The sequence below is a fragment of the Micromonospora sp. NPDC051925 genome (assembly GCF_044548625.1).
GTDB lineage: Bacteria > Actinomycetota > Actinomycetes > Mycobacteriales > Micromonosporaceae > Micromonospora.
Window position 1 is genome coordinate 87,575 of the sequence record NZ_JBIUCH010000022.1, and the last position, 22,077, is coordinate 109,651.

22 protein-coding genes are annotated in these 22,077 nt (G+C 70.2%); 7 read left to right on the plus strand and 15 right to left on the minus strand.

From position 1 onward, the window contains the following. Positions 1–184: 184 nt before the first annotated feature. Positions 185–1,276, minus strand: a complete 1,092-nt coding sequence (locus ACIG87_RS26460; protein ID WP_396854097.1) for an IS630 family transposase — start codon at positions 1,274–1,276, stop codon at positions 185–187. Between the two features lie 209 nt (positions 1,277–1,485). Between ACIG87_RS26460 and ACIG87_RS26465 the strand changes: the two genes are divergently transcribed. Further along, complete coding sequence (locus tag ACIG87_RS26465) at positions 1,486–3,414, plus strand: hypothetical protein (RefSeq protein WP_396854098.1); 1,929 nt, start codon at positions 1,486–1,488, stop codon at positions 3,412–3,414. 269 nt (positions 3,415–3,683) lie between these two features. Here the strand turns inward: ACIG87_RS26465 and ACIG87_RS26470 are convergent, their stop codons facing one another. From ACIG87_RS26470 to ACIG87_RS26520, 11 genes are all read right to left on the minus strand, one after another. Then, positions 3,684–5,186 (minus strand): hypothetical protein, encoded by a 1,503-nt coding sequence (locus ACIG87_RS26470; protein ID WP_396854100.1) that lies wholly within the window; start codon positions 5,184–5,186, stop codon positions 3,684–3,686. Beyond that, complete coding sequence (locus ACIG87_RS26475) at positions 5,183–8,239, minus strand: BTAD domain-containing putative transcriptional regulator (RefSeq protein ID WP_396854102.1); 3,057 nt, start codon at positions 8,237–8,239, stop codon at positions 5,183–5,185. The genes ACIG87_RS26470 and ACIG87_RS26475 overlap by 4 nt, the downstream gene beginning before the upstream one ends. A 31-nt stretch (positions 8,240–8,270) precedes the next feature. Beyond that, entirely contained in the window at positions 8,271–8,717 is a 447-nt protein-coding gene (locus ACIG87_RS26480; RefSeq protein WP_396854104.1) for a pilus assembly protein TadG-related protein, read from the minus strand. Beyond that, positions 8,714–9,094 (minus strand): hypothetical protein, encoded by a 381-nt coding sequence (locus ACIG87_RS26485; RefSeq protein WP_396854167.1) that lies wholly within the window; start codon positions 9,092–9,094, stop codon positions 8,714–8,716. Before ACIG87_RS26485 ends, ACIG87_RS26480 begins: the two co-directional genes overlap by 4 nt. A gap of 89 nt (positions 9,095–9,183) precedes the next feature. Next, the gene (locus ACIG87_RS26490; protein WP_396854106.1) at positions 9,184–9,633 is read right to left on the minus strand and encodes a TadE/TadG family type IV pilus assembly protein; all 450 of its coding nucleotides are present in this window, start codon (positions 9,631–9,633) and stop codon (positions 9,184–9,186) included. Positions 9,634–9,635: 2 nt separating this feature from the next. Next, positions 9,636–9,836 (minus strand): hypothetical protein, encoded by a 201-nt coding sequence (locus ACIG87_RS26495; RefSeq protein WP_189041393.1) that lies wholly within the window; start codon positions 9,834–9,836, stop codon positions 9,636–9,638. 43 nt (positions 9,837–9,879) lie between these two features. Next, entirely contained in the window at positions 9,880–10,752 is an 873-nt protein-coding gene (locus tag ACIG87_RS26500) for a type II secretion system F family protein (protein WP_396854108.1), read from the minus strand. Beyond that, positions 10,749–11,588, minus strand: a complete 840-nt coding sequence (locus ACIG87_RS26505) for a type II secretion system F family protein (RefSeq protein WP_396854109.1) — start codon at positions 11,586–11,588, stop codon at positions 10,749–10,751. Before ACIG87_RS26505 ends, ACIG87_RS26500 begins: the two co-directional genes overlap by 4 nt. 2 nt (positions 11,589–11,590) lie before the next feature. After that, on the minus strand, positions 11,591–12,898 hold the full coding sequence (locus ACIG87_RS26510) for a CpaF family protein (protein WP_396854111.1): 1,308 nt from the start codon (positions 12,896–12,898) through the stop codon (positions 11,591–11,593). Beyond that, positions 12,895–13,638, minus strand: a complete 744-nt coding sequence (locus ACIG87_RS26515; RefSeq protein WP_396854168.1) for a hypothetical protein — start codon at positions 13,636–13,638, stop codon at positions 12,895–12,897. The genes ACIG87_RS26510 and ACIG87_RS26515 overlap by 4 nt, the downstream gene beginning before the upstream one ends. 5 nt (positions 13,639–13,643) lie before the next feature. Then, on the minus strand, positions 13,644–14,243 hold the full coding sequence (locus tag ACIG87_RS26520; protein ID WP_396854113.1) for an SAF domain-containing protein: 600 nt from the start codon (positions 14,241–14,243) through the stop codon (positions 13,644–13,646). A gap of 60 nt (positions 14,244–14,303) precedes the next feature. Here ACIG87_RS26520 and ACIG87_RS26525 point away from each other — a divergent pair, with 60 nt between their 5' ends. After that, on the plus strand, positions 14,304–14,729 hold the full coding sequence (locus ACIG87_RS26525; protein ID WP_396854114.1) for a hypothetical protein: 426 nt from the start codon (positions 14,304–14,306) through the stop codon (positions 14,727–14,729). Between the two features lie 469 nt (positions 14,730–15,198). Here ACIG87_RS26525 and ACIG87_RS26530 read toward each other — a convergent pair whose 3' ends face one another. Beyond that, positions 15,199–15,909 (minus strand): hypothetical protein, encoded by a 711-nt coding sequence (locus tag ACIG87_RS26530; protein ID WP_396854115.1) that lies wholly within the window; start codon positions 15,907–15,909, stop codon positions 15,199–15,201. A 648-nt stretch (positions 15,910–16,557) separates the two neighbouring features. Between ACIG87_RS26530 and ACIG87_RS26535 the strand changes: the two genes are divergently transcribed. The 4 genes from ACIG87_RS26535 to ACIG87_RS26550 all read left to right on the plus strand — a co-directional run bounded on the left by ACIG87_RS26535 (position 16,558) and on the right by ACIG87_RS26550 (position 18,964). Next, positions 16,558–16,908: a winged helix-turn-helix transcriptional regulator gene (locus ACIG87_RS26535; protein ID WP_396854117.1), complete on the plus strand. Its 351-nt coding sequence runs from the start codon at positions 16,558–16,560 to the stop codon at positions 16,906–16,908. Positions 16,909–16,942: 34 nt separating this feature from the next. Next, positions 16,943–17,680: a prepilin peptidase gene (locus ACIG87_RS26540; protein WP_396854118.1), complete on the plus strand. Its 738-nt coding sequence runs from the start codon at positions 16,943–16,945 to the stop codon at positions 17,678–17,680. Between the two features lie 435 nt (positions 17,681–18,115). Beyond that, positions 18,116–18,664: an NUDIX hydrolase gene (locus ACIG87_RS26545; RefSeq protein ID WP_396854119.1), complete on the plus strand. Its 549-nt coding sequence runs from the start codon at positions 18,116–18,118 to the stop codon at positions 18,662–18,664. Positions 18,665–18,763: 99 nt separating this feature from the next. Next, positions 18,764–18,964 (plus strand): hypothetical protein, encoded by a 201-nt coding sequence (locus tag ACIG87_RS26550; RefSeq protein ID WP_396854120.1) that lies wholly within the window; start codon positions 18,764–18,766, stop codon positions 18,962–18,964. A 63-nt stretch (positions 18,965–19,027) separates the two neighbouring features. Here the strand turns inward: ACIG87_RS26550 and ACIG87_RS26555 are convergent, their stop codons facing one another. Then, complete coding sequence (locus ACIG87_RS26555; RefSeq protein WP_396854169.1) at positions 19,028–19,261, minus strand: NUDIX domain-containing protein; 234 nt, start codon at positions 19,259–19,261, stop codon at positions 19,028–19,030. Between the two features lie 195 nt (positions 19,262–19,456). On the opposite strand from ACIG87_RS26555, the gene ACIG87_RS26560 reads away from it, so the two are divergent. Next, positions 19,457–20,488, plus strand: coding sequence for an NAD-dependent epimerase/dehydratase family protein (locus ACIG87_RS26560; protein ID WP_396854121.1), 1,032 nt, complete (start codon positions 19,457–19,459; stop codon positions 20,486–20,488). An 8-nt stretch (positions 20,489–20,496) separates the two neighbouring features. Here ACIG87_RS26560 and ACIG87_RS26565 read toward each other — a convergent pair whose 3' ends face one another. Next, on the minus strand, positions 20,497–21,930 hold the full coding sequence (locus tag ACIG87_RS26565) for a helix-turn-helix domain-containing protein (RefSeq protein WP_396854122.1): 1,434 nt from the start codon (positions 21,928–21,930) through the stop codon (positions 20,497–20,499). Between the last annotated feature and the right edge of the window lie 147 nt (positions 21,931–22,077).

Consider the following 22,077-nt stretch of genomic DNA (forward strand, 5'->3'; position numbering starts at 1 on the left):
TTTTGCGTTTGTCGGGCCGGTGTCGGTGTACGAGTTCCAGTGCACAGCCAGGTACGCCAGAAGCACAGGCTGGGATGTCTGCCGCTTCGGCACCGTCGGCGACTGCGAACGCAGCGGCCTCCCATGCTGCTCACACTGGGTACCAGCAGGGCCGGTCGGCGCCCGGATCGCGGCTAGTGCCTCGTCATGCGGCCTTGAACGGGTAATCCGGGTGGCGGATCTTGGACTTGGTCGCGTATCCCGTTTTCGGACGGGCCCGCTGGTTGCGCCAGCGGATGTAGTCACCGATCGCGGCGTCCTGCTCGGCGTGGGTGCGGTGGTCGGTGCCGTTGAGGGCGAAGTAGCGCAAAGCGGCGAACTCGGCTTCGATCCAGTTCAGCCAGGAGCTGTAGGTCGGCAGGAAAACCAGCTCAACGTCGTTGGCCTGGCACCAGGCCCGGACGGTGGGGTGCTTGTGCGGGGAGAAGTTGTCCAGGACCAGATGCAGCGTCTGCCCTGGCCAGCGGCGCCGCAGGCTCTTGAGGAAGTCGAGGAACTCGCTCGATCGTTTCCGGTCCCGGATCCGGTAGTGGATTCTTCCGGTGGCCAGGTCGAGGCTGGCGATCATGTGCCGGACACCGTGGTCACGGTGGTATGTCGCCCGGAGTCGGACCGGTCTGCCCTGCGGTTTCCAGGCTTTGCCCGGCCGGGCCTGCAGGTTCAGCGGCCCGAACTCGTCGACGCAGATGACCCGGCCGCCGGCCGGTGGATGGTCGTAGAGGTCGAGGACCCGACGCATCTTGGCGGTGAAGTCCGGGTCGTTGCTGGCCTTCCACGTCTTCGACGTCTGCCAGGTGACGCCGCGTTCGTGCAGGATCCGCCGGACGGTCTCGATGCTGATCGTGTCCACCTGGCCGGTGGCGATCAGGTAGTCACGCAGCTTGGACAGCGACCAGGTCGAGAACGGCTGGCCGAGGAAGCGGGGGTCACACCGGGCAATCACGCAGATCCAGTCGCGGGTCTGCTCATTGATCTTGTTCGGTGTGCCCCCTCTCCATTTTGGGTCCAGCGCGTCGAACCCCCGCTCGTTGAACGCGTGGATCACGTCGCGGACGTAGTCCTCGGTGGCCTTGAGCAGGTACGCGATGTCGGGCGCCGGCTGGCCCTGGCCAGACATCAGAACGACGATCGCCCGGCGCAGCTTGACCGGGTTCTTCGCGGTCCGCGTGATCTTCTGCAGCCGCTGGCCTTCGGCCATCGACAGCGCCCGCACGAACACCCCCGGGCGTCGTCCCACCCGGCATCACCTCCCACACCAACAGCGAGAGGGACAGCCTGCCCGAAACAGCCTCCGAACCGACGGATTACACGGCCAACGTTCAAAGATGAGGCACTAGATCAGTGCGCGTCAAACTCGATCTCGACTTGGGGTGGTGGCTACCGTGGCGACCACAGCTACGACAGCCGTGTCATCGTCGTCGCAACACCCCTGTGATCGGAACGCCCATGATGATCGATTATAACGTCAGCGACCATTGGTCCGATGCCGATCCCGATTGGCTGAAGTCCCTCGTCTCCTCGCTCGACCGCCGTCACGGCCTCAGCAGCGTTCTGCCGCTCACGGTCATCGTCAAGGAGATCGCCGAGTGGGTCGAGCTTGCTAGCGGCACCGACGCGTGGAGGAAGCCAGCTAACCGCTCCTCTCTCCGGCTAGACCTCGACGAGTCGGTAGGCGCGGTTGGCGCAACCCTCAGCAATCACATCGCAGGGAAGCTCGCCGCATTTCAAGCAGCCCTATTGCAGCTCTCCACGAGCCCCTCGGCGGTGCTCACCCAGCCGCCCGGCACTCGTACTGACGCGGCCTGGACAATCCTGCTCTCCACTGCGCGCGAGCTTCTCGAAGAGCTCGAATCGGACGATGCGGTACGCGCCAGTTGGGACGATCTGGTGGCGACCGCGCAGGATCGGACCCTGGCGCGGCGAGAGTATCGACCTATCGCTGAGCTTCTGTTCGAACAGCTGCAGCGGCGGGGTCTCAGCGCCGAGACAACCTTCCGCGATCTCGTGTCGATCGTGGGCTTCGGCCGCGACCCTAACGATATTCCTATCGGCGAGAAGGACGTGCCCCTCGATCAGCGGCTGACGAACGCGCGCACCTACGTCGGCACACCCGCCCAGGTCGAACCGATCGTTGTCTGGTTGGGCTACCAAGGAAGTATTCATCTTCACCTCTCTGCCGGGCGGGTGTCCTTCCTTGACGCGCACTGGGCCGTTCCGAACGCTGACCCTGGCGGGCAGGACTTCGCCCACAAGGCGGAGCTCTCGGAGGTGGTCCGGGACGGCCTAATATTCAAGGTTGCGAAGATGGTCGATGAGGAGTCCGACGTCGACATCCTTGTGCGCGTCGACCTCGGTAACAGGACAGCTGCTGGTGCAGTCTCGCGCGCCGTCGACATCGTGGACACCATCCTCAATGTGTCGATCCACAGCGCTGGCGGGATCCGTCCGCGGCTGGCTCAGCACGCCGTCATTCGCTCAGGAAAACCTGGCTCCTTTGGCATCTTGGCCGTTTGGCGTGAGACTGGTTTTCCCGACGACTACTACGGGGCTGGGATTACCGCTGACGCGATCGAACAACACGGACCGCGGATCGCCGAGGCACTTGCCCGATCAGAACTCCCCAGGTTCCTGGCTGCGGCCATCGAAGTGCAGACGACAGCCGATCACCCTTTCAGTCGCGATATGGCGCTGCGAAAACCGTCGGAAGCCGACATCAGCAGCGTAATCCCACTCTCGGACCGAGTGGTGCAGCACATCGCTGCGCACGCGGCCATGGACCCGAACGCTCTTTTCGCACTGCTCGGAGAACGCTGGCCGCATGCCCGATGGCTCACGGATCTTCAGCGCGCAGCGGGCATGTGCCTACTCGGCGGCGGTCGGCGCGATGAGCTGCTCACCGAGCTCACGCGTGAATGGCTTTCAAGCCGACCGAAGCAGCCGTGGATTCTGCTTCTTGCCGATCGAGCCAATGACTTCCTGTCGCTGTGCCGCCTTGAACATGAGCGCGCCTGGATCGCGCGAATGTTCACGAGCGTTGCCGACCACGCCACCTATAGCACGCTCATCCATGAATACGCTGCCGAGGGCGAAGTGCTCGAAGCGCGCCGCCGCCGCGTTCGCAACGCGTTGGTCCACGGAAACCCCGCGAGCTTCGCGGTGGTGCAGTCCGTCCGTGAGTATGCCGACTTCCTAAGCGGCAGCGCACTCAACCGTGGGCTCGAGTCTTTCGTCGAAGGCACACTACCCGCCGCAGCTCTGGCGATCAGGACCGACGAGTTCGTCGCAATGCAGCACGGCCAGGATGCCGCAAGCTTCTGGCGTGCACGGATAGCCGCACAGAATTCTTCAAGCGTGGCGGATGGCACCGAACCGTGATCTCTTCCACTCAGCGGGTCTCGCGTCATTCCAGAAAACCTGGTGATCGCAGAGTTTCGATGAACAGAAACGCTCTCATCGGCTCCGCACGTCGAGTACCAGATGACCCAGCGACACCGTCACCGCAATGTCAAGGATCTGGATCACCGAGGAGTTGGGGGCATTCGCCGTAGGTAGGTCGAGATCGGTGCGTGTGCCTTTGCAGCCGTACCTGACTCTGTAATCGGACCTGGACGCCGACAGACCGGCCGTCGTGACGGCCGTTGACGTCACTCGCTCTGGCCGTTCTGTTGTGGGTGGCCGGGGCGTCGCCGTGTCCGTTCCCTGGCGATTCCCGGCCGCCGGGGGTAGTCCGGTGGCAGGTAGCGGTAGACCGAGCGCAGCGACTTTCCGATCTTCTCGGCGAGTCGTTCAGGCTCGATGTTCGGTTCTCGGCGTAGCCAGTAGGCCACTGCCTGAGCGGTTGCCGTGGGCACCTCCGAGTCCCTGTCGTCGTCCTCGTCGTCGAGAGGAGCGTCCTGATCGTCGTCTGTCTCGTCGTCGCTGGTGCCGTCGGTGGCGTTGTCGGTTCGGCCGGTGCCGGTGAACTCCTCCGGCGGAAGTTCGCCCGTCGGTGGGCCAGCGTCGTCCTGGCTCTGCGCACCGTGACCGTCGTGAGGGGCGGGCTCGGGGTTCCGAACGGGCGCTGGCTGGGGTTCTCGCGGGGGGATGGCTGGCGGGTGTGGCGGTGGCTGGGCCGATGTTGGGTGGGGCGTCGGGATCGCGGCGGCGGGGGCTTCTCGTCGGGGCCAGCGGCGGCGGCGGTGGCCGGCTGCGGCAGCGGCGGTGATCTTTTCTGGGGCGAGGTCGGCGGCGAGGAGGGCGGTCAGTGCGTGGTAGTCGGCGGTGGCGGCGAGGCGGGTCGCGATCTCGTTGAGGTCGTAGACGCGTACGGCGATGTCGGCGGTGGTGGGGTCCACGGCGGCGCGGATCTTGCGGTGCAGGACGGTGGCGATGGCGGCGTCGCGGCGTTCCCGGGCGATCGCGGCGCGGGCGGCTGTCATGGATTCGTACAGGTCGAGGCCGTTGGCCTTGGCGATCGTCCGGGACCGTGAGGTGATGACGGGGTGGCGGATCCAGTGGCCGAACACCTCGTAGGCGGGCGGAGTGGGTGGCAGGTCGCCGGTCGCGCGGAGCCGGTCGCGGCGTTGGTTGCCGGCGTGCATGAGCCAGACGAGGTAGCCGAGGGCGGACATACCGGCGTAGAAGCCGCCGACGAGGTGGTCGGGGTGGACGATCCAGTTGAAGGCCACGGCGCCGGCGGCGATCGCGGCGGACAGGATCCGGGCGGCGATCGCCCGCTCGCCGAGGCGGCGGCGTACGTCGGCGTTGGCCATCACCACCACGCCGCCGAGTTCGAGAGCGGCGACGGCCGGGACCGCGACGATCACCGAGATGCCGAGTGTCTGGACGGCACCGGTGACCTGCCCGACGAGGGCGACCAGCAGCACCAGGACGTAGAAGGCCATCCGCATCTGGGCGGTGCGCCGTACGGCGTTGACGAGGTCGGCGTCGAGCGCGTCGCGGGTCATCGGGGTCGTGGTGCGGCTGCCCGGCGCCGGCTGCCCGCCGGGTCGCGGCGGGGTGGGGCTGGTGGTGGGCGCGGCTGTCGGCGGTGCGGTGCCGTTGCGGCGGCCGTTCGCCGCGTACGGGCCGTCGCCGCTGGTGTGGGCGGGGTCGTCGGATGGCCGGTGGTGGGTCGCCTCGGGCGCCGCCGCAGGGTGCGGTGTCACGGGTGTCGTCCGGTGTCGCGGGGGTGGGGCTGCCCGGCGGGGCGCTGCCGTAGGCCGGCGATGAGCCGTTCGGCGAGTGCGACGGTGTCGTCGCTGGGTTCGGCGTCGATCTCTTCGAGCCGGTGGGTGAGGGTGCGGCGCAGGGCGCGGATCTCGTCGAGGTGTCCCAGCGCGGCGTGGGCGCGCATCGCCTGCTGGTAGACGGGTTCGGCGTACGGGTCGTGGCGGATCGCGGCGTGCAGGACCGTGAGGGCTTCGGTGAGGTCGTCGGTCGCGGCGGCGAGGGCGAGGTGCGCGTCGAGGGCTTGGCGGCGGATGCCCTCGCGGTGGGCTTCGATCCATTCGTAGTCGAAGCCTTCGGCGAGTGCGCCGCCGTAGGCGTCGACGGCGCGGCGCAGCGCGGCGATCCGGTCGGCGTCGTCGCGAGCACGTTCGGCGTCGCGTAGGGCGTCGCGCATCCGCCACAGGTCGGTGTCGAACGCGTCCCGGGTGAGGGCGTAGCGGCGTGACGGGTGGGTGAGGTAGGTGGCGGGTCCGCCGGTGCGGGCGAGGGTCTTGCGCAGCGCGGACACGTAGGTGTGCAGGCGGTGTGGTGCTTTCGCCGCCGGGGCCTCGGGGAGCAGGTCGTCGAGGATGCTGTCCTGTGCGGCGTCGCCGTCGTGGACGGCGAGGTAGACCAGCAGTTCGAGCGCTTTGGCCCGCAGCGGCACGGTCGTGTCCATCTCCACGATGCGGGCGCCGCCGAGTACGCGCACCTCGACCCGTCCTCCGGTGAGGGCTGGCTGCTCTTCGCCTTGTTCGGCCGAGGTGTCGCCTGCGGGAGTTGTGTGCGGGTCGGCGCGGGGCGCTACGGCGAGGGCCGAGACCCCGGCGGTGGCTGGCACCGGGGTGTCGGCACCGGCCGCTGCCTGACCCGGCTCGGCCTGGCCCGGCTCGTCAATACCCGGCGTACCGGCTGACGCTGGTCGTGGGCCGTGACCGGTAGTGGGCGGCGGGGGCACGGTCGGTGCGGAGGGCCGGTGTTCGCCGGTGTGTGCTTCGGCGAGCGTGGCGAGCAGGTCGATCGTTTCCGCCGGGGTGAGAACGGCCAGCCGGCCGATGTCTGCCGGGTGCGCGCCGTGGCGGGTTTCCCCGTCGGCGGGTGTCGTGGTGCCGTCGGTGTCGACAACGACGGTATCCCCGTCGGGCCAGGGACCGAGTAGGACTCCGTGGATGTCGAGGCGTTGTCCCTGGGCCAGGAGCGCGGCGATCCTGGCGCGTTCGTGGCTGGCCGTCGCGTCGGCGATGAGCAGGATCGGTGGTTGCGGTTCCTCGTAAGGGTCGGCGTGGCGCAGCTCGGCGATGGTGTCGACCTCGTGCTGGTAGACCAGGCGGGTGCGGTGCAGCGTCTGCGTTTCGAGGATGTCCAGGGCGTCGTCGAGGCCTCCGGTGACGGTCAGGCGGGGTGTCTCGGGCAGGGCTACGGCGGCGGCGCCCAGCAGCGTGGCGGCGGTCGCCGAGCCGATGACCACCCAGCTGCGGGCGTCGGGGTTGTCGATGCCGCCGGTGGCGAGGGCGGCGGTGAGGAAGCCTCGGCCGGCTGCCTCCGCGCCGGGTCCGGTCAGTCCGAGGCCGGCTGGTGGCCACACGGAGACCAGCGGGTTGTCCAGTGCCGGCACGACCGGCACCGGGGTGGCGGACCGCTGGTCACCGGACGGTTCGGAGTCGGCCTGGCCTTCATCGTCGTCGAGGAGATGGTGATCGTGCGCGGTGGCGGTGCTGGCAGTCGTGGTGTCGGGGATGTCTGCCTGGTTGTCGTCCTCGGCTGCGTCGGCGCGCAGGCTGCGGCGGATCCGTGCGACGACGTCGGGCATGCGGTCGAGGTCGGCATCGTCGGTGCGGGTGTGGGCGCTGGGAGGTCGCGGCTGGTAGCGGCGGCGGCGGTGGGCCCACACCAGCGCGGCGGCTGCCGCGATCGCGACGGCGAGGCCGAGGTCGATCCAGCTTCCGGTGAGCAGCGCGATGCCGCTCGGACGCTCCGGTTGGGCCGACGGGCTGGTAGAGGCGGGCGCGTCGGCGGAGGGGCCGCCGGGGGTGCCGACCGGTGTGGCCGGGGCGGGGGTGGGCGGGGTGGCGGGGGTGGGTTCGGTGACGCCGTCGTCGGCGGGTCGGCTGACGGTGGGGCTCGGCTGTGGCGGCGTGGTCGTGGGGTTGGCCGGCTCGCTCGCCGACGGGGCAGGCGCCGGAACCTCTGGGGCCGCCGGTATTCCGGGTGCTTCCTCGGCCGCGGGCGGCGGCGGGGGCGCGGGGGTTGCGGGGCGGGCGGCGGCGGGTGGGACGGCGTCGTCCGGTAGTTCGAGGGTCCAGCCGGGGTGGATGAGGTGAGGGCTGGTGAACGTGCCGCCGACGGTGTCGAAGTGGGTGCCCCGGTTCAACGCCCAGATCTCCGGCCAGCGGTTGGCGTCGCCGAGCCACTCCTCGGCGATCTCCGACAGGGTGTCCCCGCGCTGCACGGTGCAGGTGTAGTCCTGGCCGGCGGCGACGAGGGTGATCTGGCCGGCGGCCAGCCGCAGGGCAGGAGCTGCGGCGGCGGGCGCCTGTGTCGGGGCGGGTGCGGCAGGCACGGCCACCGCCGTCTCGGGGCCGATGTGGGACGCGGGGGCGCGGTGTCCGGTCGCGTTGGCGGGCTCGGTGAGGGCCGGTGCCGCCTGGGCGGCGGTGGCGAGGACACCGCCGGCGACGGCGGCGACCAGGAGCGCGGCGAGTCCTCGGGCGGGGGCGATGGCTTTGGGCTGTGGCAGGCGGATGCCCGCCACGGTTTCGGCGATCTCGGCGATCAGCGACCAGATGAACGCCGCCCACGCGATCCAGAGCAGGCACACGACGGCGTTGCCGAGCATGCTGTCGGTCAACGGTGAGGTGAGGGCGACGCCGACGTCCGACCAGGTGGGAACCTGGCGGGGCAGCGGCCAGCCGACGTAGCGCACGAGCGCGTACGGCACGCCGGCGGTGAGCAGCGCCAGGAACCCGAGTCCGGCCAGCCGGCGGGCGGTGGCGGCGAGGAATGCGAACACTGGGTCTCCCGGTGGTGCGAGGCGGCTCTGGTCAGGAGGGTGCGGTGACGCCGGTCAGCGGGGTGGCGGTCGCGGTCGCGGACACCGGCAGACCGGTGATCCCGACGATGGTCAGGAGTTGTGTCTTCCGTGTGGCGGTGATGGCGACGGTGACGGTGGTGGTGGACGCGGACACCGTGACCTGCCCGTCGGCGGTGGCCTGCTGGGCGAAGGCCCGCGCCGCGGCGGCGGCCTGGGCGGGCTGGAGTTGGATGGCGCCTGTGGTGCGGTAGGTGGCGAGGTCGATCTCGCGGGCGCCGGCCCGGGCGGCGGCCTGCGCGACGTCGAGCAGCCGGACCTTGTCCGACATGCCCAGGCCGAGGTCGAGGACCAGGCCGGCGAGGACCAGGACGATGACGACGCCGACGATGGTCCACGGGGTGACCTGGCCGCGGTCGTCCCGCCGGGCCCGCTCCAGGCGGGTGCGTAGGCGGTTCACGGGGTCGACCCGATGTACCGGTCGACGGGTTGCGACGAGGTGGCCGACAGGGTCACCGTCCCGGGCAGTCCCAGGCCGAACAGGTCTTCCAGGTGCACGGTGCACACCACGGTGGCCGAGACCACGCCGCCCGGGATCATCGCGCCGGTGCTGATCGATGTCGTGTGCGGTTGGCAGGTCAGGTTCCGTCCCTGCAGGGTCGCCGCGGCGGCGTCCCTGCCGTCGGCGATGGCTGCGGCGGGGGTGCGGGCCAGGGATGCCTGGCGGGCCGCCGCCGCGGCGGCGGCGTTCACGTCGCTGTCGGCGGAGGCCAGCCGCAGGCAGGCGACGACCGCGAGGGCGGCGAGGACCATCAGCGGCACGTAGGTCAGGGCGATCTCGGTGCTTACCGAACCCTCGTCGCCGCGCAACGCGGCCAGGCGCTGGCCGTAGGGCCGGACGGTGTCGGCGGGCGCCGTGCGCGCCTTCACCGGCGGCCTCCGCCGGCTGCGGCGAGGCCGAGGGTGTCGAGGTCCGGGCGGAACCGTTCGACGGGTGCGGACACCGTCGTCGACACGGACAGGGACAGGAACGGCACGACCTGGGGTGCGGTGGCCGTGATCTGGACGGTGGCGGTGTCGGCGGTGCGGGTAACCGCGATCCGCCGGTCGCTGACGAGGCTGCCGGCGACCTGGGTAAGCACGGTGTCGGCGTCCGCGCGGCCGGCCGTGATCGTGCCGCCCTCGATCCGGGTGGTCTGCAGCGCGTGGTTCGCCGCGTGCTGCACGGCGAGCTGGGCTATCCCCCAGGTCGCGAACTGCACCCCCAGCAGGACGAGCAGCATCAGCAGCGGGGCGTAGAGCACCACCTCGGTGGTGACCGACCCGCGGTCACCACCGAGCCGGCGGCAGCGTCTGGTGCGGCGTCCGGTGCTCATGGCTACAGGGTGATGCCGGTGATCTTCGTGATGATCTTCGATTGGAAGATCGCGTACACGGCGGCGACGAGCAGGACCAGGAACGCGATCCATAGCACCTTCTCCGTGGTCTCGGAACCGCGGTCCTTCGACTCGCGTAGGCGGTGGATCCGGTCGGTGAGGGTGAGGTGGACAAGGGTCAGGAGGGCGAGTGCTCTGGGCACGAGGGGTGCTCCTTCGGTGCGATTCTGTTCGATCTGTGCAGTTTTAGAAGGTGTCGATGGCGGCGACCGCCGGGTAGAGGAGGAAGATCATGTAGCCGATCGCGAGGAGCATCACCGGCATGCTCATGCGTTCGGTGGCGGAGTTGGCCTTGGCCTCAAGGGCGTTGGCCTGGTGGGCGCGCATGGTGGCGGCGCGGATACCCAGCGAGGTGCGGATCCGGGCCCCTTCGGCGCCGGCGAGGCTCATCGTGGCCGCGAGTTCCTGCAGCTCGACGACACCGGTGTCTTCGCCGAGTTGACCGAGGGACTGCCAGGGCGGCACCCGCAGCAGCCGGGAGGTCGCCACCGCCCGGTTCAGCCGGGCGGCGGCCCAGCCGTTGGTGTCGGCGCAGGCGTCGTCGAGGGCCTGCTCCAGGCCGGCGCCGCCGGCCAGGGAGATGACGACCAGGTCGAGGACGGCTGACAGGGCGTAGCGGAGTTCGTCGCGGCGCCGCTGCGCCTCGGCGTGCACGGTGGTCTCGGCCAGCCACCACCCCCCGACGCCGCCGGCCAGGGACGCCCACAGCGGAATCTGGGCGCCGAAGGTCGTGCCGCCGGAGGCGAGCAGCGCCATCACGACGGGCGGGAGCAGCAGCCCGGCCAGGACCGCGAGGGTCTGGTCCGCCAGGTGCACGGCCACTGGCCGTTCCAGGACCGCCAGGTCCGCCCGGGTGCGGGGCCGTGGCAGCCCGAAGGCCCGCCACGGGGTGGACAGGACCCGGGTACGCCACGGCAGCGGATCGGCGGCCGGCGCGGGCGGGCGACGCAGGGCATCGAGTGCCCGCGCGAGCGACGGGCGGGCCGGCCGCAGGCCGGTGGCGATCAGCAGCAACCCGAACCCGGCGACCGCGCCCGCGGTCAGGACACTGCCGGTCATGCCGACGTCCGTGGCGCGCTGAGGATGCGGGGCGGCTGGGGAATCCGCGAGGCACGGGCCAGCCACCAGAACCCGCCGGCGAAGACGCCACCGACCGCCAGCAGGACCATCTGCCCGGTGAGCGTGCCGTAGGGGGCGAGAAAACCGCGGTTGAGCAGGATCAGGCCGGCGACCATCACCACACAGGTGCCGGTGATGACCCGCGCCGCCGTGCGGGTCGTGGCCCGCGTGGTCGCGACCCGCATCCGGATCTGCGCCTGCTCCCGGGCGGTCGCGGCCAGACTCGTCAGGCTCTCGGTCAGCTGCCCGCCGTGGTAGCCGGCGGCCTGCTGCAACGCCCGCACCACCAGGTCGGCGGTCGGGTCGGTCAGCTCGTCGGCGAGCGCCCTCAACGCGACGGGCAGCCGCACCCCGGTGCGGACGGCGTCGGCCAGGCGCTGCACCTGCGCGCGGATCGGCGCCGGGGTGACCGGGGCAGTCACGGTGATCGCCTGCTCCAGCCCGGCCGCCGAGGACAGGGTGTCGCGCAGCAGTTCGGCCCACGTCGCGACCGCCTCGATCCGCGCCAGGGACCGGTGGTGGTCCCGGTCCGGGCCGAGCACACGGGGCAGCGTCCAGACCGCGACGGCGGTGAGCAGCGCGGCCACCGGCCAGCGGGTCAGCACGGCGGCGGCGAACCCGCCGACGACGGCGGCGACCGCACGGGTACGGTCCGCCGACGTCCACACCCGGCGGGCTAGCCGCGACGGCGTCGGACCGGCGGGGCGGCGGCGCAGCCCGTCGATGATCAGGATCAGGCCTGCGGCGCAGGCCAGGCCGAGCAGAATCGGACGCACCGCTACCACCGGTCCTTCGCCAGGAGGTCCGGGTCCAGGCCGGCGGCTACCAGTTCGTCGAGGGTGTCGGCGCGCATCGGCGCCGCCGGCACCGCCCGGCCGTCGCGGGCCGGCCGGTAGATCTCGTTGCTGGGCACCTGGGTGCCGTCGGTTTCCAGGACCTGCCGGATCGAGGACACCACCCGGGTGCCGTCGGTCGCGGTCGCCAGGTGGATCACGAAGTCGACGGCCTGGCCGATGAGCATGTTCGCCGCGTCGAACGGGTACCGCTCCGGGGCCTGCATGACGTAGGTCGCCAGCCGGGTCAACGCCTGCTTGCTGGACGAAGCGTGCAGGGTGCACATGGAGCCGTCGTTGCCCTGCGACATCGCCATCAGCATCGGCACCGCCTCGGCGCCGCGGGACTCCCCGACGATCACCCGGTCCGGGCGCATCCGCAGCCCCCACCGCACCATCGTGGCCATGTCGATCCCACCGACACCTTCGAGGTTCGGCTCCCGCTGCTGCAACGCGGTCGTGTTGGGATGCTGGTCGGCGTCCTCGTCCAACCCCAGCTCGTAGGCGTCCTCGACCGTGACGATCCGCTCCAACGGGCTCATCGCCCCTGCGGCGGCGCGCAGCAGCGTGGTCTTGCCCGCTCCGGTGCCGCCACTGATGACCAGGTTCTTGCGAGCCCGGACCAGGGCGGCGATCAGCTCCCGCAGACCCAGGGTCAGCTCGCCGCGCCGCACAAGGTCATCGAGAGTGACCCTGCGCAGCACGTTGCGGCGGATCGACAGGCTCGGCCTCTTGCTGACCGCCATGACCGCGAACAACCGCTGCCCACCCGGCAACCGCAGCGACAACCCCGGCGAGCCCCGGTCGAAGCGCCGCTCCTCCTGACCGCTGCGCGCGGCAGCGACCCGCACCAACCCGATCAGGTCCTCATCGGAGGCGGCCACCGCGGCCACCCGCTCCACCCGGCCGCCCGTGGTCCGGATCCACACGTTGTCGCAGCCGTTGACGAAGATGTCCTCGACGTCCGGGTCGTCGACCAACCGCTGCAACCCGCCCAACCCCGTGAAGCTGTCCCGCAGCGCCCGGGCGACCGCCGCCTCGACCTGCGGCGTCAGCGGTGTCCGGCCCGCCGCGATGTCCGCCTGCGCGTTGCCGGCCAACTCCTCGGCGATGTACCCGGCGATCAGCGCGCTGCGCTGCGCCTCGGCCAGTACCGCACCCCGCTGGGCGAGACGGTCGCTGACCCGCCCCCGCAGCCGGGCCACGACATCCGGCGGCGCGGCGATCCCACCGGCAGGACTCGGCACCGTCATCGGGACACCACCTCCACACCCGCCGCGTCACGGGCGTTCGGCACCCGCTGCCGCACCGTCCCGGCCAGGTCCCGCAACGCCCGCACCAGCGGCGTGCGATGCCAGGTCCGGCCGGTCAACCTGCCGCCGAGCACTCCCGCGCCGCGCGGGTCGCGGGGCAACTCCGCCCACACTGGAACCCCGAGCCTGCCCTCGATCTCCGCCGCCGGGTACACGCCCTTACCGACGAGCACCAGCCCGACCCGGTCGGCACTCACCACGTCCCGCAGGCCGGCCAGGCGGGAGTCGAGGTGGTCCAGGTACTCCGTCGTCGGCGCCACCACCAGCACCACGGCGTCCGCCGCCGCCAGGAGGTCCACTGCCGGGCTGGCCGGGTAGAGCCGACCCGCGTCCACGACCACCGTCGGCGCGAGACCCCGCAGCACGGTGCCCGCATGGCGGGCGAGCACACCGACCGACCCGGCCGTCACGTCAGCAGATCCCGGCGCCACCACCACGTCGACCCCCAGCGGGAGCCGCTGCACATGTTCGCCGAGCATTCCCGCGCCCCCGTGCCGGGCTGCCGCCGCCAACGATGCCAGCCCCGGCTGCTGCGCGAGCCCGAACCGGGCCGCGAGAACCCCACCCGACGGGTCCGACTCCACCAGCAGCGTCTCGGGCTGCGCCCATCCCGCCGCCAAACCCACCGCGACCGTCGACACTCCCGGCGACCCGGACGCCGACGCGCACACCACCAACATCTGGCTCACCCCTGCGGCCCGAGCTGCACCAACGACACGTCGCCTGACGCCGACGCGACCGCCTCGGCGGTGTCCGCCGCCAACAACAGGGTCACCAGTTGGCTGCCGACCTGGTCGGCGCCGACCTCGACCGACACCACCGTGGCCACGCCACGGTGCACCCCGGCCACCGAGTTCGGTCCCGTACTGCTGCCCGGTTGCGGCACCGGCTGCCCTGCGGTCACCGCCGGCACCACGAGCACCACCACCCGCGCTCCCGCCGCGAGCCCGGCCGGGGCACGGCCCGGCTTCACCGGCAACGCGATCACCGCCTGCCCGGCCGGCGGCCACGCCACCGGCCCCACCTGCTCCGCCGTCAGCAGGCTGCCCGCCGCGAGAGGCACCGCCGCACTGCGACCCACCCATTGACTGCGCTCACCGGCCGGCAGCAACGCCAGACCGGAGGCGTTCGCGACCCGCACCACCCTCAGGTCCGCGTCCGCGATCACCTGCCCGGCCGACACCGGCCGCGCCACCGCCAGGTACGACTGGTCCGCGTTGACCCGCAGTTCCACCTGCCAGAACACCACTACCGTGGCCAGGACCAACAAGGCTCCCAGAACCACCCGACGGCTGCTGCGACGTCCCGGCCGCGACGGCACCGCCGCACCGGCCTGCCGCGTCACATGCTGCCCCGCTCGGGGACGCTCAACGGTGGCAGTCACCGCTACCCCGCCACAATCGCCTGGGACTGCGCCACCGGCAACGCCACCGACGACGATGTCGTCAACGGCGGCACCGTGCCGCTCTGCCCACCACCAGCCCAGCTCACCAACCAGGTCACCGTCGCCCGCAGCGTGAACACGGCACCCGGCGCACCCGCGGAACTCACCCGATACGTGTGCCCACACGACGACACCGCCTGCGGATCCGTACCCGCGCGCCACGGCAACCCCGGCCCTTGGCACACCACCTCAGCGGTCCCGTCGCCCGGGCTCCACACCACCCGCACCGGCGTCGCGGTCGCCGTCACCGACATCCCCGGCACCGACGCCGTCGCCCGACGCACACCCCACGTCGGCCCATCCACCCACAGCCACACCGGCACCTGAACCAGCACCCCACTCGCCGCCTCAGGATTCGTCCGGATCCCCGGCGCCAGAAGCCGCAACCGCGACACCGCCACCTGACCCAACGCCTGCGGATCAGCCACCTGCCCCGCCGCCAGCCACATCGCCTGGCTCACCGAAACCCCACCCTGGTCAAGCTGGCAAATCTGCTGGTACCACGCGCCTCCACCGGCACCAGAGGGAGCCGGAGCCTGCGGCTCGAGACGCTCGTACCTGCACTTCGACTCCTCACCGCCGCCGGAGTCAGAACCGCCACCACCGTTGTCGCCACCACCGTTACCGTTTCCCGTGCCGCCCGGAGTGCCGACGGACACGGTGCATTCCTGAGCGTGAGGAAACTGCGAGCAGTCGATACCGCCAATGCCATCACCAGCGTGCGCAGTAGGAGTCAGGAGGATGAGGCTTAAAAAGCCAACCGCAATGATTAGCAGGGATCTGCTTTTCCATCTCGTCAACTGCATGTGCCCACCGCCTGTATGCCGAGGCCGGTTACTTTCCAGCCTTCGCCGGTACCGAGATTCGTGGCCGTAGCTTTCGTGAGTCTGCGTCCACCCGACTCGTCATCGACCAGGTCACCGGACGACGTGTAAGTGAGGAACTTCTCGGTGTTGAGGCAGTCAGCGATGCTCACGGTCGCGGGCTGATTCGACAGGTTGACCTCGGTCACCTGGGGGGTTGCGCCGAGTTCACCCTTGATGACGTGTCCGTCCCGCCTGGCGTTGGAGAGCCCTTCGCGGAGAGTCGCAAGCGCCGTCCCGCTCGCGTGCTTGGCGAGATCCGGCTCGTCTGGGTTCGCCGTCAAGCCTGCCTTGGCATAAGCGCTCCACATGCCGCGGTAGGCGTTCAACGCGAGTTCCTCTGCGCTTCCGCGTGCGTCCTGCGGAGGCGCAGACATGGCGGGAGTCGTCGGCCCGGCCTCGGTTTCCGGGCTACCGCCGCCAGTGCATCCGGTGAGCAATCCCACCGCGATCGCGACGCCTAGAACCGCAACCGGTCGGGCGAAACGCGAGGAAGCAAGAAAGCTCTGGCAACTTCGCAAGCCCTCTTGGCATTGCCGCTCACTGATAGTTACTGAACTCCCGGCGCCATGCAGTTGCCGGGCCTCGATCGACCCCACCATGAATCCCCCGTGGAAGTTCCACATCTCAATGTCTGCGATCACCTCTACACCCTTCACCCACGGTTACCGCAACGTGATTACCTGTCGGTAGTTACCTTTTAGTAAGCCCCCCGGCCCGCGACATATGAGGAAGAATCGGGACGAAAATTATCCCGGATGTCAGGTTAGCGACACTATGACCGAACGGAATGGAAGCCGTAGAATCTTTTAACCGTTGCGAAGGGGTCGCCGCATGAGCGCCGTTTCCGGGAGCCCTGCACCGCATGAGCTCGCCGCCGAGTTGGGTAGGCGCCCCCACGCCGTCCTAGCTCTTGTCACGTTGAGCAATCACGGCGAAGGCACCATCGAGCAACTCGGACTCGACCGGGCCTGCCGCGCGCGAAAGCACCTCGGCGAGGACCTGAGCTGGCTCGCCGCCGTCGGCCTCGTGCGGCGAGACTCGCCAGCGGGAACATGGGACATCCCCGACCCGGGAGCCGTCTACCGCCTGTCCGCGCTCGGCGCAGCGCTCGCCGACTCCCTCGCGGCCCTCGCCCACGCGTGCGGGACCACACCCACCCATCGCCAGATAGATCCAAGAACCTCTATTAATGATGGGCTTCTACCTGGCTTCTGACGAAATCCGCTATTCCCGAAGCGCGCCGCGCCCCCTACACTTCCCCGGATACTCGACCGGACGGGGGAAGGTGCATGCAGGAGTTCGAGACCTTCTACGCCGCTGTCAAACTCTGTGGACACCGTTGGACCCTTGAGATCCTGACGTCGCTGCAGCAACAGCCGATGCGCTTCACCGACCTGCTCCAAACCATCCGGCCCACGCCGAGCGCGAAGTCCCTGAACGAGGCACTCCGCCGGATGCAGGACCGGGACCTGATCGGTCGCAGCAGCAACGACGAGGGCCTCCTGTACCAGCTGACGCCCGCCGGGCGGCAGCTCATCCCGCTGCTCCTAGGGTTCATGCAGGAGATCCAACAGTGGGCCGAGCGGTACCACGACAGCGCCGCCCCCGTGACCAGCACCCGGCCAACCAGCAGGCCGTGACCGCGCCACCCGGCCACCGGCAAGGCACGGGCTGATGCGCCAGGCGGTCATACTCGCTGCTGGCATCCTCGGCGCAGGTGCCGGCACGCTGATTCCGCGACCGACCTACCGGTTGTCCGTCCCGACCGACTCGCCACCGCGTGCCGTCTGCCATCACTGCCAACTGGCCTTCCAGCCCGGGGTGCGGGGTTGGGTCGTCGTCGGCAACCGCTGCGCAAACTGCGCACGAAACCTCGGCCCCGCGTGGCCGCTGCTCAGCGGCATCCTCACCGTCACCTCGACCGCCTTGGCCTGGCGGCTGGACCCCACAACCACAGAAGCCCTGGTGCTGTTGGCAGCGTGGCTCCTGGTAGCCAGTGCCGGCCTCCTGCTGGCGTGCGTAGACGTGGTAGTACGACGGCTACCCACCCCAATCGTGCTCGCCACCGCAGCCACCCTGGTCGGAATGGCCAGTGTCGCTGCCACCGTCGCCCGCCAGCCCTGGATCCTCGTCAACTCCATCACGGCCGGCGGACTGCTCGCTGGGGTCTACCTGCTACTCGCGCTACTCGGCGGCGGAATGGGGATGGGCGACGTCCGACTCGCCGGAATGCTCGGCCTGGCCCTCGGGACTACCAGCTGGACTGCCGTGCTCCTCGGGGCGATACTGCCCTACCTCCTCGCCGCACCCCGCGCCGTCGCCCTTGGCGTAGCCGCGCGCGGACACAGCCACCTCGCGTTCGGGCCGTACCTGGTCAGCGGAGCGGTGTTCGCGGTCCTCGCAGCCGGATAGCCAGATCCCGGTGCCTACTGGCCGACCTTCCATGGGGCATGCGGGGGCGAAGTCGTCGGGGCCGCCTGCATAGGCGGCCCCGACGAGGAAGGCTGTGGTCTCTGGCGTGGGTGGCCGCAGTAGCGACCAGAGCACGTTCCAGGACCCGGAGCGGGGAACTGCCGCTCGGCGTGACCCGTAGGTCAGAGGCCGATCTCGGAATCAGCTGAGCATCCTGCTCCGCCCTACCGGAGGCATGGCCCCCATTCGGGTACGTCATCGACGTTAGCTTCCGCGTCGCGCGGATTCAACCGAGCAAGCGGAGCATGACGGGACGCACGCGGCGTGGCACGCGCTCGCGACCCAGGCTCCCATGTAGAGTGCGAGTCCCTCTTCTCGTACGCCATTCGGCTGAAGCTTTCTGCGCATCTGGGCTCAAAGGCTGGGGGCCGACTCGTGTCGATCAGTGATTCGGACATCTCGAGTGCGCTTTCGGCCTATCTTGCACGCTATCCCGACGATGCCGTGTCGCTGTCCGAGCCGCTGCGGTTGCTGGCTGAAGGGGCGGGTTTCGCCTCGCGACGAAACTTCTCGATGCACGTAACTGTGGGTGCGCTCCTGGTCTGCGGCACGGATGTGCTGCTTGTCGATCACCTCGCCTACGGAATACCCTTGCAGCCTGGAGGGCATCTTGAGGCGGCTGATTCCACGCTGATCAGCGCCGCCGCGCGTGAGCTGGTGGAAGAGACCGGTGTTGACCCCAGCGGACTCTTCCCTGCGTCGGAGGTCCCGGTCTACGTCGAGTACGGGAAGGTTCCGGCACGGCCCGCAAAGGACGAGCCGGAACACTTCCAACTCGACTTCGGCTACTCGTTCGTGACGGCGCGGGCGGAAGTAGGGCATATCCAGGAGACGGAGGTCCGGAGTGCCGCGTGGTACCCGCTCTCCACGGCGCAGCGGCTTGTCGGACGGCGCATTGCGCGGGCGGTGACCACGCCAGCGTGAGGCGGTTGACCGGCCCGGCAGATCTCGCCCTTCAGGCGGGCGCCGTTGCCCCCCGGGCCACAGCCAGATCTTGGCGTTGCTGTTTCGATGTTGGCCCCGATGTCGTTCATCCACTCGTTCGAAGAGCGATCTGCGGTCCGGCTTCCACTCGAGCGCGAACAGAACGCGACGATGATCCGGTCATATCAGAGCCGTCTGGCGGCTTTGTCGCTGGGCGCACGTGTGGTCACTCATGCCTACGTCGGCGGCTCCCAGACGACGATCATCGTCGGGATGGGCAGCCCCGGCGTCTCAGTCTGAAGCTGGGGCAGCGGTACCCAGTCCACGCCCCCCATCGCCGGGCAGTCACAGGGCAGGCGGTCATCACCGAGTCTCGGTTCGCCGTCGGCGACCTGCACCGCGAAGCAGGAGGTCAGACCCGGACGGGTACGGCACGTCGAGCAGATACCGCACGGCCACGGGCCGAAGACCGACTTCCTCGACAACCTCGCGACGGACGGCGTCCTCGGCTGTCTCGCCGACGCCGATGCCACCACCGGGCAGTGTCCAGTACCTCTGGCCGTCGTGGCGACCGGAAGGACCGCGCTCCCGCACCATCAACACCCGGCCGTCGCGTGCGTTCACCGCCGCCGCTGTGTCACTGCGAACTCGCCTCTCCGCTGAACGTTTGCGTACCCGTTCCGCGCTGGCCTTGTCGCGACGACAACGCGCTCTGTGGGGTTGCGAGTGGGGCCTCCTCCGCGAGACGCGCTGGGTGTGCCGGTCGCTTGACCATAGGCAATGATGGCGGGCATGCGGCTGCTCATACTCGGTGGAACCTGGTTCCTCGGGCGCACTCTCGGTGAACTCGCACTGGCCTCAGGATGGTCGGTGACGACCTTCAACCGCGGCGTCTCCGCCGCCGACCTGCCCGGCGTTCAGGCCGTCCACGGCGACCGGGAACGCCCCGAGGATTGGGCGAGACTGGCCGAACACGGCCCGTGGGACGCCGTCATCGACACGATCGGCTACGTCCCCCACCAGGTCCTCGCCGCCGCGAACGCCCTCGCGCCGGTCGTCGGCCGCTACGTGTTCGTGTCCTCGGTCAACGTGTACACCGGCTGGCCGAACGAGCCCTTGCACGACGACTCACCGGTCTTCGACTGCCCGCCGGACGCCGACGCGACCTTCGGCGCCGACCTCGGCTACGCCGGCCAGTACGGGGCGCTGAAAGCAGGCTGCGAGAACGCTGTCGTCCACGCTGTCGGGCAACAGCGGGCCGTGGTGCTGCGGCCCGGGGTGATCCTCGGGCCTCGCGAGTATGTAGGTCGGCTGACCTGGTGGCTGGCACGCGCTGCCCGGGGCGGTCAACTGCTGGTGCCGGGGCCCGCAGAGCGGCCCATCCAACCGGTCGACGTGCGCGACACCGCCGCGTTCGCGTTGGCCCTTGCGGCAGGACGGGAGCATGGCTCGTTCAACGTCACCGCACCGGTCGGCCACGCGACGTTCTCCGAGCTGGTCGACGCCTGCGTCGCCGTGACGGACGCCGGCACCCGGCCGGTGTGGACCGACCCGGACTGGCTGATCCAGCAGGGTGTGCAGCAGTGGACGGAGCTGCCGCTCTGGCGCACCCACCCCGGCGTGTGGGCCGTCGACAGTTCCCGCGCCGCCGCAGCAGGACTAACCTGCAGGCCCCTACGAGACACCGTCAACGAAACCTGGTCGTGGATGACCGCAGGCGGCAGCGCCATCACCGGCGAGGGCGAAGCAGGCCGAGCCGCCGACCACGGCATCCCCGCCGAGCGGGAACGCGAGCTACTGCAGGCCTGGCACCAGCGCGGCTGACCCGGAACTCATAGCGACGGCAGCGCGGGAGGAGCGGGCCGGGCCGTGGCGAAGGAACTCGCCAGCTCGGCGAGCTGACGCGCCTCGGGCACCTGACGCCACCGCAGCGTCGACAGCGCCTCCTGCACTCTGCCCAAGCGTCCGAGCAGACCGGTGCGCCGCCACTCGGGCGGTATCGACCACAGCGGTGCCAGCGTCTCCTGCGCGGCGTCGAGCCGTCCGCCGGCGAGGTGGCAGGTGGCCAGGTCGACTCGGGCCTCGCCCTCAACGGTCGACCACGGGGCGGCGTCCTGCGTCGCGGCCAACCGCAGCGCGGCGGTTGCCGCCTTCGTGGCCTCGTCCAGGTCGTCGACCTGCAACCAGGCGGTGCTCGCGCATCGCGCCTGCTGGGACGCGGTGAAGCCGAACTCCCCGCCGATAGCGTCGTGCAGGACGTCGTCACCATCGACAGCACGGGCGTCGTCGGCTGCGGCGAGTGCCTCGCGGACCTGGTCGACCGCACCCCGATGCGCCCAGGCCCTGGCCAACACGCACTGGGCACGCACCTGAGCGATCCCGGACGGGGCGCTGTCCACCGCTGCCATCGCGTACCGCACGGCTTCCTCGTGGCGGCCGGTCCAGTACGCGATGGTGGCCTGCATCCCCCGCGCGTATGCGCGCACACCAGGGTGGCCGATGATCTCACCGTAGGTGTCGGCCGCCCGGGCGTACCGCATCGCCGACGTCCACAGACCCAGATCCGCGCTCGCGCTGGCCAGCAACGCCGCCGCCTGCGCGGTGATCAGGTACAACTCGTGCTGCTGACTGGGCCGGTGCGTGCGCCCCAGAGCCTCGACGGCGAGTGCCCGCACCCGCAAGGTCTCGGTGATCGCCACCGCCGGCGTCAACTGCCCGTAACTCTGGGCCATTCGGATCGCGTCGTCGCGTAGCTGCTCGACGGTGAGGTCTGACACGGCCCTCGCCCCCGCGTTCATCGCGTGTTCGCTGGTCTCCCGCGCGGCGACCCTGATCGCCTGCTGCACCCCAACGTACGCCCCGTCCGCAGCCCCCACAAACGCCGCCTCCGCCGCCACGGCATCGACCCGGGGCAGGAACGACGTGTCGTGATGCTGCGCCGCCTCGGCGATCACCTGATGATCCAGCACCGCCCCCCAGCGGGCATGACGGGCCGCCTCGGCCTTCTCCTGCTGGTGTCGAACCTCAAGGGACCGGTACTCGTCATACCCGTTGATCAACTCGCCGTCAGCATGAAGAAGTGACTCGCACTGCGCCCAGAAGACGCGGTCCACCACCTGCCGGCCGCTCTCGACGTTGGCGACCGTGCTCCGGGTGCTGTGCACCCGCCGCGCGACATCGTCCTGAGTCAGCCCACGCGTCCTACGCCACCTGCCGAGCCTTCGACCCAGCGCCCGTTTCACGTCACTAAGCTGCTGCGGATCCACGAGGACGTCCCTCCATCACCGCCAGAGGGGCTGTCACCGCTCGCTACGCATCCCTCACGGCACGCTGACAGTAGCCGATGCCAGCAGCGACGGTCATCCCCCACAACGGCTTCCGACGCCCCCGACCACATCCGGCACGCCTCCCGC